This window comes from Sporolactobacillus sp. PKPK-6, from assembly GCF_056678885.1.
Genome location: NZ_JBWXPA010000001.1, coordinates 2133448 through 2150465, shown reverse-complemented (window position 1 = coordinate 2150465; position 17018 = coordinate 2133448). Strand labels below are relative to the sequence as shown.

The 17018-nt window shown below is 45.3% G+C and carries 13 protein-coding genes; 3 read left to right on the top strand and 10 right to left on the bottom strand.

Annotation, left to right across the window (positions count from 1 at the left end):
- Positions 1-76 precede the first annotated feature (76 nt).
- The 9 genes from ptsP to AC1MBV_RS10380 form a co-directional block, all read right to left on the bottom strand.
- On the bottom strand, positions 77-1795 hold the full coding sequence (gene ptsP / locus AC1MBV_RS10420; protein ID WP_255747767.1) for a phosphoenolpyruvate--protein phosphotransferase: 1719 nt from the start codon (positions 1793-1795) through the stop codon (positions 77-79).
- A gap of 441 nt (positions 1796-2236) precedes the next feature.
- Positions 2237-4156 (bottom strand): PTS fructose transporter subunit IIABC, encoded by a 1920-nt coding sequence (locus AC1MBV_RS10415; RefSeq protein ID WP_255747768.1) that lies wholly within the window; start codon positions 4154-4156, stop codon positions 2237-2239.
- A gap of 122 nt (positions 4157-4278) precedes the next feature.
- Complete coding sequence (gene pfkB, locus AC1MBV_RS10410; protein WP_255747769.1) at positions 4279-5190, bottom strand: 1-phosphofructokinase; 912 nt, start codon at positions 5188-5190, stop codon at positions 4279-4281.
- 390 nt (positions 5191-5580) lie between these two features.
- Positions 5581-5898 carry a cytochrome aa3 quinol oxidase subunit IV gene (gene qoxD, locus AC1MBV_RS10405; protein ID WP_255747770.1) on the bottom strand — a complete coding sequence of 106 codons (318 nt, stop codon included), beginning with the start codon at positions 5896-5898 and terminating at the stop codon, positions 5581-5583.
- A gap of 1 nt (position 5899) precedes the next feature.
- Positions 5900-6529, bottom strand: coding sequence for a cytochrome aa3 quinol oxidase subunit III (gene qoxC, locus AC1MBV_RS10400; RefSeq protein WP_255747771.1), 630 nt, complete (start codon positions 6527-6529; stop codon positions 5900-5902).
- Positions 6529-8472 carry a cytochrome aa3 quinol oxidase subunit I gene (gene qoxB / locus AC1MBV_RS10395; RefSeq protein WP_255747933.1) on the bottom strand — a complete coding sequence of 648 codons (1944 nt, stop codon included), beginning with the start codon at positions 8470-8472 and terminating at the stop codon, positions 6529-6531. The genes qoxC and qoxB overlap by 1 nt, the downstream gene beginning before the upstream one ends.
- 16 nt (positions 8473-8488) lie before the next feature.
- Entirely contained in the window at positions 8489-9439 is a 951-nt protein-coding gene (qoxA, locus tag AC1MBV_RS10390) for a cytochrome aa3 quinol oxidase subunit II (protein WP_480948212.1), read from the bottom strand.
- 554 nt (positions 9440-9993) lie between these two features.
- Positions 9994-11118 (bottom strand): C40 family peptidase, encoded by a 1125-nt coding sequence (locus tag AC1MBV_RS10385; RefSeq protein ID WP_480948211.1) that lies wholly within the window; start codon positions 11116-11118, stop codon positions 9994-9996.
- Positions 11119-11190: 72 nt separating this feature from the next.
- Complete coding sequence (locus AC1MBV_RS10380) at positions 11191-12975, bottom strand: putative bifunctional diguanylate cyclase/phosphodiesterase (protein WP_480948210.1); 1785 nt, start codon at positions 12973-12975, stop codon at positions 11191-11193.
- 233 nt (positions 12976-13208) lie between these two features.
- Here AC1MBV_RS10380 and pdxK point away from each other — a divergent pair, with 233 nt between their 5' ends.
- The gene (pdxK, locus tag AC1MBV_RS10375) at positions 13209-14048 is read left to right on the top strand and encodes a pyridoxine/pyridoxal/pyridoxamine kinase (RefSeq protein WP_480948209.1); all 840 of its coding nucleotides are present in this window, start codon (positions 13209-13211) and stop codon (positions 14046-14048) included.
- Between the two features lie 157 nt (positions 14049-14205).
- Here the strand turns inward: pdxK and AC1MBV_RS10370 are convergent, their stop codons facing one another.
- Positions 14206-14829: a TetR/AcrR family transcriptional regulator gene (locus AC1MBV_RS10370; protein WP_480948208.1), complete on the bottom strand. Its 624-nt coding sequence runs from the start codon at positions 14827-14829 to the stop codon at positions 14206-14208.
- A 193-nt stretch (positions 14830-15022) separates the two neighbouring features.
- On the opposite strand from AC1MBV_RS10370, the gene AC1MBV_RS10365 reads away from it, so the two are divergent.
- Complete coding sequence (locus AC1MBV_RS10365; RefSeq protein ID WP_480948207.1) at positions 15023-15748, top strand: ABC transporter ATP-binding protein; 726 nt, start codon at positions 15023-15025, stop codon at positions 15746-15748.
- Positions 15745-16953, top strand: a complete 1209-nt coding sequence (locus tag AC1MBV_RS10360) for an ABC transporter permease (protein WP_480948206.1) — start codon at positions 15745-15747, stop codon at positions 16951-16953. Before AC1MBV_RS10365 ends, AC1MBV_RS10360 begins: the two co-directional genes overlap by 4 nt.
- Positions 16954-17018 lie beyond the last annotated feature (65 nt).

The following is a 17018-nucleotide window of genomic DNA, read 5'->3' as shown; positions in this document are numbered from 1 at the left end:
GTACCAAAAAAATATTTTAAAAAAACGGACAAGCAGCCCATAATGGGCACCTGTCCGTTTTCTTTATTACTTAGAATCAGATCATTTTTGTTTTGACGTAGTCAAGCACTTCTTCAGCCGTATCAAGGTTGAGGAATGCTTCTTTGTGTTTTGCCAAGTCTGCCTTGGACAATTTCAGCAGCTGGCTTCTTGCCGGCAGAATCGATGTGGCACTCATGCTGAATTCATCAAGACCAAGTGCGAGCAGCAATGGAATCGCGGTTGCATCGCCGGCCATTTCACCGCACATGCCTGCCCAATGTCCTTCCGCATGTGCTGCGTCAATGATTTTGCTGACAAGGCGCAGAATGGATGGGTTACATGGCTGATAAAGATAAGACACGTGCTGGTTCATTCGATCCGCAGCCATCGTGTATTGGATCAAGTCATTTGTGCCGATGCTGAAGAAATCTGCTTCCTTAGCAAAACGATCTGCCGATACAGCAGCAGCAGGAATTTCCATCATCATGCCGACCTGAAGATCATCCGAAATCTTTGTCCCGGCGTCAACGAGCTTCGCTTTCTCTTCAAGAAGAATTGCTTTTGCCTGACGGAATTCGTCAATCGTCGCAATCATCGGGAACATGATGCGCAGCTTGCCATAAGAGCTTGCTCGAAGCAAGGCGCGAAGCTGTGTACGGAAGATGTCCTGACGTTCCAGGCAGAGACGAATCGCACGGAAGCCAAGGAATGGGTTCATTTCTTCTGGAAGCGGAAGGTAGGAGAGTTTCTTATCTCCACCGATATCGAGCGTACGGATAACGACCGGTTTATTCTCCATTTTTTCTAGAACTTCTTTATACGCATCAAACTGTTCGTCTTCTGTCGGGAGTTTATCGCGGCCCATGTACAGGAACTCAGTACGATACAATCCGACTGCCTCGCCGCCGTTGTTCAATACGCCGGTCACATCGCCAGGATTGCCAATGTTTGCACCAAGAATAACATGTGCGTCGTCCTTTGTTTTCGTTGTTTCATGAACAAGCTTCTTCCATTCCTCTTGCTGTTCTTTATAAGCAGCTTGTTTCGCTTTGTATTCTTTAACTTCTTCTTCGCTTGGATCAAGAATAACTTCACCATTCAATCCGTCGATAATAGCGAGTTGTCCTTCTTTAGCCTGCGCCATAACGGTTTTTGTTCCGACGACAGCAGGAATTTCCATTGAGCGGGACATGATCGCTGAGTGCGAAGTGCGTCCGCCGATATTTGTTGCAAAGCCTTTAACATATTTGCGATTCAATTGTGCGGTATCTGAAGGTGTCAGATCTTCGGCAATGATCACCGTTTCTTCAGTGATGCTCGCCGGAGACGTGAAGGAAACACCGAGCAAATGAGCCAGCAAACGTTTGGATACGTCACGAACATCAGCCGCGCGTTCTCTCATGTATTCATTATCCTTCATGCCTTCAAACATTTGAATGAAGAAGCTTGATACATCGTCAAGTGCTGACTCAGCACTCAGACCTTCATCATCAATTTTCGATGCAACCTGACCGACAAATTCAGGATCACTTAGGAACATGAGGTGTGCGGCAAATACTTCCGCCTTGTCTTTTCCTAGTTCCCTTTCAGCCGTTTCTTTAATGGTCGTCAATTCTTTTTTGGATACTTCAAGAGCGTCGTTCAGCTTTTTCTTTTCTGCTTCTTTATCGGTAACTGTACTTCTTTCAAAGGACAGATCCGGATTTTTAAGAATGAAAGTCTTGGCAATAGCAATACCTGCGGAAGCAGCAATACCAGTAATTTTTTCTGACATCTTTTCGTTCACCCTACCCTTCAGATATAAAAAGTTCAGCGATTCATTAATCGCTCATTCTTGTCACAGCGTATACGGCCCATTTGACATCGAACCGTTCTCATCAACACTCGCAACAGGAGATCATGCTGACATAACTTCACTTACACATACAATTGTAGGTCAAATGTATCTGCAAGAACTGATAAATCCGAAAAACCTCGAATTAATTTTCCCCAATAAACAAATGTTAGGAAAACGTAACAGTTATTATTATATCAAGAGTTTTTTCAAATTGAAAGCGAGTACAATTAATGTGTTTTATTTGTCAAAATTAACTGTATCAACTTTTTTTCTGTTTAATCATAAAAAATTAATTTATATGAAACCGCAGAGTGCAGGCGTGCTGCTCTTCTGCGGTTCATAAGCAATACTTTTAAAAAATCAAGTTACAACCAAATATTAAGCACTTTTCTGCTCTTTAAGTGGCTTTTTCCAAATGCCGTAAATAATTGCAGTGACGACCGTTCCAATGATAATTGCAAGTGCATAAAGGAACGGGTTTCCATTGCTGACCAGCGGTATAACAAAGATTCCGCCGTGCGGTGGACGAAGTCCGATGCCGAACAAAAGTGCTAACCCGCCGGCGAGTGCAGAACCGATCGTTGTTGACACCATGACCCGGATTGGATCTGCTGCCCCAAACGGAATGGCTCCTTCGGAAATAAAGGCTGCGCCAAGCACATAAGCTACTTTTCCAGCATCACGCTGAGATTTATTGAATTTATGTGCAAACAGTGTTGTGGCAAGTGCCATACCAAGCGGTGGCACCATACCGCCGGCCATAACTGCCGCCTGAGGGTAGAAGTTGCCGGCACTAATCATTGCAATGCCAAACGTAAAAGCAATTTTATTAAATGGTCCGCCAAGGTCAATACCCATCATACCGCCGAGAATCAAACCGAGCAGAACGAGATTTCCTGTGCCCATACTGTTCAACAGATGAGTCATTGCCTCCATAAAATCGCTTATCGGTTGATTAATTAGGAACATGAGTGCACCGGTAATAAAAATACCGAATACCGGATAAATCAGCACCGGTTTTAATCCATCAAGCGATTGCGGCCATTTCTGGAATGCCCATTTCACCAGTTCAACTACATAGCCTGCCAGGAATCCGGCAATCAAGCCGCCAAGAAAACCGGCATTGCTAGTCAGTGCCATCAGTCCGCCGACCATACCTGGCGCAAGTCCGGGACGATCAGCAATACTCATTGCAATAAAACCTGCCAAAATCGGTATCATCAAGTACATCGCGTTGCCGTTTCCGATAAAACTGAGCAGAGTTGGGAAATCATGAACATCCGCAACACTGGCTACATGTCTCAGTTCAACCCCGGTAAGTGATGCGATCAGATAAGAAATAGCAATCAGAATACCGCCGCCGACCACGAAGGGCAGCATATAGGTAACACCGTTCATCAGATTCTTGTATATATTTATCTTTTTTCCTTTTGATTCTTCTTCGGCAGCTGCTTTAGGAGCACTGCCGTCGCCTTGATAAACAGGCGCTTTGCCTTCGATTACTTCATTAATCAGTTCTTCCGGCTTACGGATACCATCAGTAACCGGTACCTGAACAAGCGGTTTTCCCTTAAATGGTTCTACGTCGATTTTAATACTGGCGGCAACAATAATACCCTTAGCTTTTTCGATTTCGTCCGCTTGAAGTCTGTTTTTAATTCCTGTCGAACCATTGGTCTGTACTTTAATTGATACGCCCATTTCTTTTGCTTTCTGCTTTAAGGCATCAGCAGCCATATAGGTATGCGCAATCCCGGTCGGACATCCGGTTACGGCTAACACTTCATATCCGTCCGTATTGTTTTCTGCTGCTTTTTTCTCTTCGGCAGCCACATTTTCGCTTTCTGATTCCTGCTCGTCAAACAAGGAAACTATCTCTTCGGAAGTTGCTGCATTCATCAGTTTTTCACGAAATCCTGCATCAATCAGGAAAGTCGATAAGGTCGACAGCGCTTCAAGGTGCGTAGCGTTGGCGCCGTCTGTAGCGGCGATCATGAAGAACAGGTGTGCCGGCTGTCCATCTAAAGACTGGAAGTCGACTCCTTCTTTGGAACGACCGAACGCAATTGCAGCTTCTTTAACAGCAGCTGTCTTTGAGTGAGGAATGGCAACACCGTCGCCGATTCCCGTTGTACTTTGTTCTTCGCGCTTGTCAAGAGCTGCGCGATATTCGGTCAGGTCGTTTAATTTGCCGGCCTTGTCCAGTGTTGACGCCAGTTCGTCCAATACATCTTTCTTAGTCGTGCTTTTCAAATCCAAATTAACGGTCGCTGCCGTTAACAGGTCCGTCACTTTCATTATGATTTCCCATCCTCTCTTATCTAACAATGGTTCCCAGTTGATTCTTATCAGTGGCGGAGTCCTAATGATTTCTCTTTAAAACTTTATGCCCATCTTTCTCAGCCACAACAGAGCTGCCTTTAGATCGTACTAATTTTAATTTGCGGCAGCATTTCTTCTACTTTTTCTTTTGTACACAGGTCAACAGAGAATGCTGTTGCACTACCTGATGCCGCGCCTTTTTGGAATGCTTTCTTGAAATCGCCGCTCACGGCATACTCAGATAAGAAGCCGCCAACCAAAGAATCTCCGGCACCGACTGAGTTTTTCAATTCGCCTTTAGCCGGCGGAGCATAGAGGTATTGATCCTTGTCTATGTAGATCGCACCTTTGCCGCCCATCGAAACGATGACATGGTCAATTCCTTTTTCAACAAGCTTTTTGCCATAGACTTTGACTTCATCGAAGCTATCGATTGTTACACCGAAATATTCGCCAAGTTCATGATGGTTCGGCTTTACAAGGAATGGCTTTGCTTCAACAATTTCACGGAAGGCCTTGCCACTCGTATCCACAATGACCTTTGCTCCACTTGCAGCCACGTGATCCATCATATCTTTATAAATGGTAACAGGGAGAGTGGCAGGAGCGCTCCCGGAAAGAACAAGGATATCATCGGCAGTCAGCTTTTCCAGCTTTGCAAAGAGAGCATTCAACTGTTCGTCAGTAATCTGCGGTGCAACACCGTTGATTTCTGTTTCTGTATCACTCTTCAGCTTTACATTAATTCGCGTATCACCGTCAACAGGAACGAAATCAGCTTCAATTCCCTCTTCAGCGAGCTTTCCTTTAATAAATTCTCCCGTAAAGCCGCCGATAAAACCGAGGCAGATGGAGTTCTGTCCTAAATGTTTTAAAACTCTGGAGACGTTGATGCCTTTTCCACCGGGCATTTTACGGTCAGCTTTGACATGGTTCAATTCACCGGCTCTGAAATTGTCCACTTGCAGAAAATAATCAATCGCCGGATTCAGTGTGCACGTATAGATCACGAATGATCAGCTCCTAATTAAAATTTTTATTATAATCACGAATTGCGGCCTAAAGTTCAAACGATCAAATAGAGAGCGGATTCATTACTAAGATCGGTTAATCTTTTGTATTGTCTGCCGCTTGACACAGATCCATACCCTTCAGGCCGCGATTTCCCGGTTTCCCAGGGAATCGCTTGCATATTTACAGACCGCCTCTATTAAAAACCCGAAAGGTCTCTCAAGTAATTAATTATAAAGTGAAAAACGTTCATTATCAATCAAATAAATTCATAAGTATTCACAAAATGCCGTTTTTTGACTGATTTATGAACTTACCCATATATTTTCTTTGCGCAGAAAAGGCGGGGCAACAAGCGCTCCGCCTTAATTTTAACATAGTGCGCCTTTTTACAGCGCGTAGGCTAATATCCATAATGTTCCGCCAACAACGGCAAATGCAACATAAATACCAAAAAGAATGCCAATGAGTTGATGGACAGGCTCAGTTCCTTCTGTCACATGCATAAACATGAACAGCTGAATGAACGCCTGAAAAATTGCTAATCCAACAATAATTGTTAGGGTAACATGCACCGGCAACGACAAACCAACAGCAATCCACAGGGCGATAAAAGTAAGTGCCAGTGAAAGCAGCAGCCCAATGACTTGCTTCCAAGGAAAACCTGCCCGCACCTGTTCCGACATTTGATTCTGATTTTCATCCATTTTAAATCACCAACCCTGTCAGATAAACAGCTGTAAAAATAAAAATCCAGACAACGTCAAGAAAATGCCAGTAGAGACCGGCCATGAATGCCTTACGTGCTGTGACCGGCGTAATGCCTCGCTTTCCAAGCTGCAGTAAAATACCGATAATCCATATAATACCAAGCGACACGTGACAGCCGTGTGTACCAAGCAGAACAAAGAATCCGGAGAGGAACGCGCTTCTTGATATCGGTGCCCCTTCATGAACTGCATAGGTATAAAATTCGTTGACCTCAAGTCCGACAAACACCAGACCAAGCAGAATGGTTACAATCAGCCATCCGATCAGTCCTTTTTTATTATGACGGCGAAGTTCTATTGTGCTTAATCCGCATGTAAAACTGCTTACCAGAAGTACAATCGTTTCAGCCATAACCGGACCGATCTCAAACAAATCCTTTGCCGTCGGACCGCCGGCTGTGTGACTCTGCAGCACAAGATAGGTGCCGAACAAGGTGCCGAACAGGACCAATTCGGCCGCAAGGAAGATCCAAAATCCGACAATACGAAGGTCGCCTTCCTCTGTCGTGTATTCAAGAGGCATTTTGCTTCGATCTTTTTCATGCAGGCTCAGTGTTGATTCCGTCATTAGGATAACCTCCCCGTGGCAGCTTCGGTTCGTTTAATTTCCTCAACTGAGATGTAGTGATGATCATTGTATACAAAGGAACGTGCGATCATACACGCGATAACACCGATAACGCCTGGAATAGCCATCCAGTACCACTCAAAAACACACCCGAATCCGGCCACAAACATAAACGAAGCCATGATGACCGGAATACCGGTATTATTCGGCATGTGGATCGGTGCATAAGATTTAACTGTTCCTGCATTTCCTGCTTTGCGTTTTTCCTTTGTCACAGCAAATGCGTCTCGTTCCGAAACTTCAGGAATATGTGCGAAATTATACTCTGCAGCCGGTGAAGCAGTTGACCATTCCAAAGTGCGGCCGTTCCACGGATCGCCGGTCGCATCCTTTTTCCCATGCATCGCGCTCCAAATAATATTGTAGGCCATTAGGACAAATCCTGCGCCCATACCAAAGGCACCGATGGTCATCACCACATTGATCGGAGTCCATCCAAGTCCTGCAGGGTACGTATACATACGACGGGTCATGCCCATCAAACCGAGGAAATACATCGGCATAAAGCAAACATTAAAGGAAATCATGAAAATCCAAAACGACCATTTTCCCTTTGTCTCATCCAGCATGTAGCCGAACATTTTTGGCCACCAATAATGCAGACCGCAAAAGATGCCGAACACGGTACCGGCAATCAGGGTACTGTGGAAATGGGCAACCAGAAAGTAGCTGTTATGATATTGGTAATCGGCAGGCGCCATCGCCAGCATTACGCCGGTAACACCGCCAATTGTGAAGTTCGGAATAAAGGCCAATGCCCAGAGCATCGGAGTTGTAAATTGAATACGCCCTTTATTCAAGGTAAACAGCCAGTTAAAGATCTTCACACCGGTTGGTATCGCGATGAGCATCGTCGATATTGAGAAAAAGGCATTAACAGGAGCCGTATTGCCCATGGTGAAAAAGTGGTGCAGCCAAGTAATAAAACTGAGCAAGGAGATTGCTACCATTGACCAGACCATGACGGCATACCCGAACAAAGTCTTATGTGCAAACGTGGCAATGACCTCGGAAAAGATGCCGAATACCGGCAGCAACACAATATAAACCTCCGGATGCCCCCAAAACCAGAACAAATTGGCCCAAAGCATCGGAGAACCTCCGGCAGCAATCGTGAAAAAGTGAGCACCAAACAATCGGTCAATAGTCATCAGAGCCAGCGCAACCGTGAAGGCCGGAAATGCGAAGACAACAATAACCGATGTAATCAATATGGACCACGTGAACATTGGCATTTTAAACAACGTCATGCCCGGAGCACGCATTTTTAAAATGGTCACAAGGAAGTTGATTCCCGTAGCCAGCGATCCAATCCCGGAAATCTGCACACCGAGCAAATAGTAGTTCTGTCCAACGCCGGGGTTCATTTCCACATCCGCATACGGAGCATAGCTTGACCACCCTGCATCCGGTGAACCGCCAATGACGAACGATAAGTTAAACAGCATTGCTCCGACAAAGAACAACCAAAAGCTGAGTGCGTTCAAAAATGGGAAAGCAACATCGCGCGCGCCGATTTGAAGCGGCACAGCTATGTTCATTAAACCAAAAATAAATGGCATGGCAACAAAAATAATCATAATTGTGCCATGGGTCGTGAATACTTGATTATAATGTTCAGCATCAAGAAAATGCAGATTAGGCAAAGTCAGCTGTGTACGCATCATCAAGGCATCAACACCGCCTCTGAAAAGCATCAGCAGCGCTGCAATAATGTACATAATGCCGATTTTCTTATGATCAACTGAGGTCAGCCATTCTTGCCACAGCCATTTCCACTTTTTAAAATAGGTTAAGACAGCAACAATGCCAATTGAAGCTAAAGCGATTGAAGCGTCCGCGCCATAAATCATCGGATCTCCGGTGACAAAAAACCAACCCATAAACGATTTAATGGAATCAATCATTGTGGTCATGCCCCCCTTTCCCGTTGTTCTCTTTATCCATATCCATACCATTCATTTTGTCTGTTTCGACCGGATCGCCATTCATCAGCGCTTCCATCTGTGCTTTGTTCAAATCCTTCGAAACAAGTTCCGGATAGGACGAAAACTCTTGCGGTTTCACCGTATTCGGCTTAAGCAATTCCATATATTTTTCATGTGTCAGAGCCGGTTTATTGCTTTTCACAGACTGTACCCAGCTGTCAAAATCCGTGGCTGATCGCGCCATCACTTTAAAGGTCATGTGTGCAAAGCCCTTGCCGGAATAGTTGGAGCTGCGTCCATCATAGTTGCCAGGTTTATCTGCCTGCAGCCATAACTTCATTGGCATATCAGTCATGGTATACTGCTGGCCTCCCAGTTCCGGCACCCAGAACGCATTCATTGCATCATAGGCATGGAGACGAAATTTGACCGGTGTACCTGCCGGAATCACAACATAATTAACGGTCTCAATCTTTTGATTCGGATAACGGAACAGCCATTTCCACTGGACCGAGGTCACGTCGATCGTGAGCGTTTTGCCCGCCGTTTTTGACTGCATCGCCGTGGCCTTCGGAGGATTACTCAACGAAAATAGTGTTTTCACCGTTGGTACTGCAAGCAGCACGCAGATGACCACCGGAACAATCATCCAGATTATTTCAAGTTTCCTGTTTCCCGTATCATCAGGATCGTATCCGGCACTTTTTTTACGTCCATACCGTGCCAGCACATAAACAAATAGTATAAGAACAATGGCGAGAACGAAGCTCATCATAATTAATGACCAGATAATCAAATGATATTGTGATCTGGCTACAGGTCCCTGCGGATTCAGCACAGCAATCTTGTCTGAGCACCCAGTGAGCATCGGTACCGCCAGCAGGAGAAGCATAGGTTTTATGAGTATTTTTAACTTCTTCACGTTTGCTCTTCCTCCCCTCTTTTTCTCTCTTCGTTTTACGCACAAAGTAAACATTGACATTATAGCATAAACTTTAAATTATAACTTTAATAAAACTGTTTTAAAGTGATTTTTGTTACAATATGTTGTCATATTCTTTATTTTATATATTATTACTGTTTTAGACACATATCGTTCACTTATTATTCACATTATAGAAGGTTTTCTTCAAATTTTAAAGCGTTTTCACTCGTTTCTGGTTAGAAGCAAACCGTCTGTACATACGAACAACTTCATACGCGGTTAAGGCAATAAATGTCGCTTCACTAATGATACGGTTCAGCGTCACGTATCCAGGGTCGGTCGATCGGAGTATGCGCCTATTCTGATAATAGACGGAAAATTTTCGCTTAAGAACCCGAATGCTTTATGAGTCAGAAGTGAGACGGATGACGGGCATTTTTTATTAGCTCAAAAACACCTTTCAGGCGGGTCATGACTGTTATTTACCTGCCAAAAAAGCCCGGGACGGATATGTCTCCGTCCCGAGCTTTCTCTTTTATTTTATTTCACAGTCACATGGTGCCGGGAATAATCAAATGCTGTCCAGGATAAATCAGTATGGATGATAGATTATTCGCTCGCATTAACTGATTCACGGTTATGCTATGGAGTGTTGCAATTTCCCATAGGCTGTCGCCTTTTTTCACTTTGTAATCGCCGCTTGAACTGGATGACGATTTTTGCGTTGTCGTTTTGTATGAGGTCTGTGTGGCAGTTGAAGCAGACGATGCTGCTGTCTTTGAGAGCTTCAAGGTTTGTCCGGGAAAAATCAGATCCGATGTCAATCCATTAGCAGATTTCAACGTGTTCACTGATATTCCGTTCTTACTGGCTATTGCCCAAAGACTGTCACCGCTTTTCACCGTATAGGTTGAAGCAGACGAGCTCTGTTGATTCGATGAAGTCGATTCGGACGATGGCACAGAACTCGCACTTTCTGTTGCGGCAGATGCGGATGCTCCTGATAATTTCAACACCTGCCCCGGATAAATCGTATCTGACTTCAATCCGTTAAGAGATTTCAACTTAGATACCGACATACTGTTGTGATTCGCAATTGCCCAGAGACTGTCGCCGCTTTTCACCGTATAGGTTGAAGACGCAGTGCCCTCTGTTGATGATTGTGCCGCGTTAGAAGTTTGGCTGCTGCTTGAAACACTCGAAGCACTGCCTGTGATCCGGCGAGCCGTTTTGAATTTCGGTTCCCAGTACGACTGTGAACCTCCTCCGCTGAATACATTTGTGACGTGAACTCCAACTGTGACTTCAGAACTGATCATCTGCCCGTTACCGACATAAATGCCGACATGATGAATACCTCCGTCACCTGATGTATCGAAGAAAAGCAGATCGCCTGGCTGCAATTGACTTCTCGACACGCTTACTCCTTCCGTTGCCTGCGCCGCAGAAGTTCTCGGCAAGGTCACATTCATAACCTTTTTGAATATGAGCTGAGTAAACGATGAGCAGTCAAATACAGATTCAGAATAAGCCGGTGCACCATACTCATATGACTTCCCCTGATAGTTCAACGCTTGATTCACGACATCCTGCCCTGACGCAGCCAGAGCCTGCTGTCCGGTCGCTGAAAGTAATAGTCCGCTCACTAAAGCGGTAGGCACAATCATTTTTTTCATGAAAAAAGCCTCCTAATTATCTGCGTACTTGAACACGCACACTATTAATAAAGTAATAGTCCCATCTTCCGCTCAATTTTCCAACGTAGTCATCTCACTGATTTGCTCATGAATCGGGGCGAGCTGTTCAACAAATCGTTCAGCATTTAAAGGACGGGCAAACAGATATCCTTGAGCAAGCGCGCAATTTGTTTGTTTCAAAAACTGCACATGCTCAACCGACTCGACACCTTCAGCGACCACTTGCAAGTTGAGCTCATTTGCAAGCGCAACAATCATTCGGACGAGCGCAACATCTTGATGATCGTGGCGATTGCCCCGGATAAATGATTGGTCGATTTTAAGCTGTCTCAGCGGCAATTGTTTCAGATAGTTTAAAGAATTGTACCCTGTTCCAAAGTCATCAATGCTGATACCGACTCCGATCTCCTCAAGCGCCTGAAGTTTCTGAGACATCACGAACAGGTCTGCGCCGGCCGTCTCCGTAATCTCAAGCTGCAAGCGCTCTGCCGGAAGACCTGATTCGGTCAAGGCCGACTGAACTAAATCTACCAGATTCTCTTGGAACAACTGCTTCGGTGACAGATTAACAGATACATTAATTAAAAGTCCTTGGTCATTCCATTGCTTGGTCTGCCTGCAAGCCGTCCTCATCACCCATTCGCCGATTTGCTCAATGAGTCCTATTTCCTCGGCAAGCGGGATGAATATACCCGGAGAGATAACCCCTCGAATCGGATGAATCCAGCGGATCAGTGCTTCGGAACCGACAACCGTTCCCGCCTTAAGATCAATTTGCGGCTGATAGTGAAGTGTAAATTCACTCCGCTTCACCGCATGACGCAAGTCCATTTCCAATTCAAGCCGCTTGCGCAGACTATTGATGATTCCCGGATTGTAGAATTCATATTTGCCACGGCTGTTTTTCTTTGCGTAATGAATCGCTGCAATAGCAGAATCAATCAATTTACCTCCGCTGTCGGCATCCTCCGGAAAAAAGCTCACACCCATCGTGATGGATTCGTACCAAGGAGTATTATGTATCTGAATCGGCGCTGTAAACGAGTTCATGATCCGTTTCATGTGCATTTTCAAATCGGCTCGCGTACGATTTTTGAATAAAATAGCGAATTCATCGCCTCGATAGTGATAAACGCGCTCCCCTTCGCATTCTTTCAACCGTTTCGCCGCTTCTTGGAGCAGCTTGTCCCCGGCATCTCTACCAATAGTGTCGTTCACTCTGTTCATGCTGTCAATATCGACAAACACCAGTGCAAGCGAAAGGGCCGTATTTTCAACCGTTTCGTGTTCTAGTTGTTTACGCAGCGCGAGGCTGCCCGGGAGTTCGGTTACCGGATCGATAAGGCTTTCTTTACCGTCACCGCTCTGTAGATAAGCGCGATCCTCAACATCAGCGGTCCCGACATAGACGAGCGAATGACGCATATCGCTAATTTTTTGGCTTTTGACAACCAGCGAGACTCTTAATCCGTCGCCGCGGATCACAACAATTCGTTCCTCGATCGCGTTGGTGCGTCCCTCTCTCAAATCATTAATGACGGCTGCCGTTCCTTCAAAATTTTGCAGCGAGACGACATCTTGCCATTTCATCTGCTTCAATGTTTCGGCAGAATAGCCCGTTAACTCACAGAGCCGATTGTTCACGTAAATGAAAGTCCCGTTTTTTATAATAAACGCACCGATATGCAAGGTATCGGTTATTTTTTTTATGATTTTTTCCCCTTCCTCTTTCTTCCTTAATCTCTGAATGCGAAAAAACATCAGCAGAGATACAATTGAAAGAAGAATCGCCAGGAAGGCGGCAAAAGTTATGAGCCAATCACTGTCTCCAGACATAATCCAGAAAGCACCTGCCTTCCACCACCAACCATTAATCCTCTGTTAGTGACAGTAGTCTACATCTTTTTTATCGGCTCGCATATCCATCGATTTAATGCATAATCACAAAAAAATTTCGACAAATATCCTCCAAATGATTTGAAATACAATTGGGACAAATACTGAACATAGTTTTTTTAAAAAATACTTACTATAATAGTAAACAAAGATAGGTACGAGGAGGATGGTTGATGAACACAATTCACAAAGCAATGACCATTGCAGGGTCAGATACCAGCGGCGGTGCAGGGATGCAGGCCGATTTAAAAACATTTCAGGAGCTCGGTGTTTACGGCATGACCGCTCTGACCTGCATTGTAACGATGGATCCGTACAAGCATTGGTCGCACAGCGTCACCACGCTTGATACGGAATTACTAAAGAAACAGCTGGATACGATTGTTGTCGGCATTGGTGTTGATGCGATGAAAACCGGTATGCTCGGCTCACCGGAAATAATAAAAATCGCTTCTGACACCATTGAAAAGAATCACTTAACACGTGTGGTCATTGATCCGGTCATGGTCTGCAAGGGTGCCGAAGAGGAAATTCAGCCGGAACTGCAGCCGGAGAATACGGCCGCAATGCTTAAGCTGCTGATTCCAAAAGCACTCGTCACCACTCCGAATTTATATGAAGCTGCACGGCTGACCGGCATGCCAAGGATTACAACTGTTGATCAAATGAAAGAGGCGGCACAAAAAATCGTCGCACTTGGAGCAAAAAATGCATTGGTGAAAGGCGGGAGCCGATTACCCGAGACGGATCAGGCCATCGACGTTCTTTATGACGGCAAGGATTTTCATATCATTGCCGATGAACGCGTGGACACACCAAATATTCATGGAGCAGGCTGCACTTATGCGGCTGCCGTCACCGCGGGACTGGCTAAGGGTCAATCGGTACTTGAAGCTGTTAAAGTAGCTAAGGCATTTGTCACTGCTGGAATCCGCGCTTCATTCAGCCTTAATGAGTACACCGGCCCAACTGATCACAGTGCGTATAAAAAGGAATTAGCAGCGAAAGGTTAATGAATGATTGGATACAAAAGAGTAAGCGCATGGAGTAAGAAGTCATGATGTGTTTCCGATCGGCCGAGACGCATGCCGTCGTTTCAATGAATAGCGAAGTATAGTCTTGCACTCTATATATTAGATAAAAATCGCTTCACAATTTGTGAGGCGATTTTTATTTGCGTTCATCTGGAAAACCAAGGCCCAACGCTCTGAGTGGCCCGCGAGTCATAATAAGAAAAAGCTTTTCCGCCATCTCCCGCTCTGAAATCCGCATTTGATTTTCAAACCACCAGCTGACGAGCCCGATCATCGCTGATGAGATAAAGATCGGCAGGATTTCAAGTATCAAAGAATCCGCTTTCTCGGACGGAACCTGTAATGGTTGAATCTCTGTTCGGAATTTTGCTAGAAAAAGCGATTGCATCCGATGACGGAACATCGGGATTCCCTCGTTAAATAACATCGCTCGAAAGAAACGATCATGCTTCTTAAAGTGTTGAAAAATGGTTAATGCAAAGCCGACGACTCGTTCGGGGATTACTTTGTCATCCACAAAATACTCATGCGGGCGAAATTTATCGACAGTCTCTGCCAGACCTTCCTCCATAACGATTTCCAGCAAGTCATATTTGTCTTCATAATGAAGATAAAAAGTGCCGCGTCCGATTTTAGCGGCTGAAGCTATATCTTTAACTGTAATCTCATTAAAATTCTTCTGCAGCAGCAAATCGAGAAAGTGTGATTGAATGGCCGCACGTGTTTTAAGTACGCGCAGATCTGTTGAATCGGATGCCATAAATCCCCCTCCGGAATCATTGACGTTCAAGACGATGATCAAACAAAATAAGACAGATAATCAACGTTTTGCTTCAAAGTGTTCAATAATGACCATTTTCTCAAACATTGACTATTGAACATTTTCCCCACCCATTCTATCATAATTAATGAACACAGTGTTCAATAGCATGCATACAAAGGATGTGATGACAGTGAGCTACCCAATCAAGGGAGACCATCTGCACAAACGGTTCAAGAATCAAATCGTACTGGATGATGTGTCTCTCACGCTTCAAGAAGGGGAAATTTATGGCCTGATTGGTCCGTCCGGTGCCGGAAAGACGACGCTTGTCCGGATCTTGCTCGGCCTTGAAAAAGCAGACAGCGGCAAGGTTGAATTGTTTGAACAGCGCCCGACCCTGAACGCATTCCGTTCGCTCGGCTATATGGCTCAGTCCGACGCTTTATATAACGAATTAAGTGCTTATCAAAATCTTGAATTCTTTGCCTCCATTCAAGGGATGCGCGGCAAGGAGAAAAAGCAGCGCATCTACGAAGTGGCCAAAGCAGTTGATTTAGAGAAGGATTTGAAAAAAAATGTGTCCAATTTTTCTGGAGGTATGAAACGACGCCTCTCACTGGCGGCGGCTCTCGTCCATCGTCCGCGGCTCTATTTGCTTGACGAACCAACAGTTGGCCTCGATCCGATGATCCGGCGCAAGCTGTGGACTCTTTTCCATTATTTAAAAGGAAAGGGCGCAACCATTATCGTGACCACTCACGTCATGGATGAGGTCGCACAATGCGACCGGGTCGGACTGCTCAGCGAAGGGAAAATAATTGCTGAAGGCGCCCCGAAAGCATTAACCGAACAATACGGCGTTCCTTCTGTGGAAGATATCTTTATCACGATTGAGAAGGAAGGCGCAAAGAAATGAGAAATCTGTTTGCTATGGCGCGGCGCATCATTCGCCAGATTGTCCGCGATAAGCGCACCCTGGCTCTATTGATTATCGCGCCGCTTCTGATCCTGACACTCGTCTGGTATATTTTCGGAGCGAAAACCGCCGAGCCGAATCTTGCCATTATTCATTATGAGTCTTCCGATTATCTGTCTGCTTTTAAAGCATCCGACTACATGCGGATGAGTCCGCTTCAAGCGCGGCAATCTCTTGCTGACAAGAAGATCGATGCCTATGTTGATTTGAAGAATCCGATTAAAGTACATTTAGAAGGCAGTGATCCGTCACGTAACGGTCTCGCGATGAGCAAGATCCAGAAGTCGATGCAAACGATTCAACAACTGAACGTTACATCCATGAAGAAGCAGCTCACGGATGTCATTAACGCACAGCAGAAAGGAATTCAGGCCCAGCAACAAACTATGAAGCAGATGTCCGAAGCGATGCAGCGCTATGCGCCTTCAGCGCTTGCCTCAATCATGCAGAATGCACCAAAAACGGAGCAGCCGAACCAGGCAAATGCACCAGACAAAGTGAAGCTGGATGTCTCCTATCTGCATGGCAATGCCATTCTGAACACCTTTGATTCCTTTGGACCCGCCATGGTCGGTATCTTTGTCTTCCTATTCATTTTCATGATCGGTGGCGTGTCCTTCCTTCGTGAGCGGACAACCGGAACCTTAGATCGTTTGATGGCTTCCCCCATAAAGAGCTATCAGATTATCTGGGGCTACATGTTCGGTTTCGGACTGTTTGTCATCGTCCAGTCCTTTGTCCTCACCTGTTATATTGTCTATGTGCTGAATATCTACAACATCGGACATCTGCTGGACGTACTGATTATCGTGTTCATCCTGTCCTTCAGTGCGCTTTCGCTCAGCATCCTGCTTTCGACCTTTGCATCGAATGAGCTGCAGATGTTCCAGTTCATTCCGCTTGTCATTGTTCCGCAGGTCTTTTTGTCGGGACTGTTTCCAATTGATACCCTGCCCAGCTGGGTGCGTGCGATTGGCAATCTGATGCCGATTCATTACTCGACCGAGGCCTTGAGAAATATCATGATCCGCGGCACCGGCTTTTCCGGGTGGTGGCTCGATGGATTGATTCTCCTGCTTTTCTCTGTCGTCTTTATTGTTATCAATGTTCTGGTCATCCGCCGTTCGCGACCGATTGCCGATTAATTACAGATATGTTTAAAGACCGAGCTGCTCGCTCGGTCTTTTTATTGCATCATTTTTCATTTTTC

Excerpts from the sequence above, each read along its gene's own strand:
- ptsP (WP_255747767.1), bottom strand. The coding sequence starts at position 1,795 with ATGTCAGAAAAAATTACTGGTATTGCTGCTTCCGCAGGTATTGCTATT.
- AC1MBV_RS10415 (WP_255747768.1), bottom strand. The coding sequence starts at position 4,156 with ATGAAAGTGACGGACCTGTTAACGGCAGCGACCGTTAATTTGGATTTG.
- qoxD (WP_255747770.1), bottom strand. The coding sequence starts at position 5,898 with ATGGATGAAAATCAGAATCAAATGTCGGAACAGGTGCGGGCAGGTTTT.
- qoxC (WP_255747771.1), bottom strand. The coding sequence starts at position 6,529 with ATGACGGAATCAACACTGAGCCTGCATGAAAAAGATCGAAGCAAAATG.
- qoxB (WP_255747933.1), bottom strand. The coding sequence starts at position 8,472 with ATGGGTTGGTTTTTTGTCACCGGAGATCCGATGATTTATGGCGCGGAC.
- AC1MBV_RS10385 (WP_480948211.1), bottom strand. The coding sequence starts at position 11,118 with ATGAAAAAAATGATTGTGCCTACCGCTTTAGTGAGCGGACTATTACTT.
- AC1MBV_RS10380 (WP_480948210.1), bottom strand. The coding sequence starts at position 12,975 with ATGTCTGGAGACAGTGATTGGCTCATAACTTTTGCCGCCTTCCTGGCG.
- pdxK (WP_480948209.1), top strand. The coding sequence starts at position 13,209 with ATGAACACAATTCACAAAGCAATGACCATTGCAGGGTCAGATACCAGC.
- AC1MBV_RS10370 (WP_480948208.1), bottom strand. The coding sequence starts at position 14,829 with ATGGCATCCGATTCAACAGATCTGCGCGTACTTAAAACACGTGCGGCC.
- AC1MBV_RS10360 (WP_480948206.1), top strand. The coding sequence starts at position 15,745 with ATGAGAAATCTGTTTGCTATGGCGCGGCGCATCATTCGCCAGATTGTC.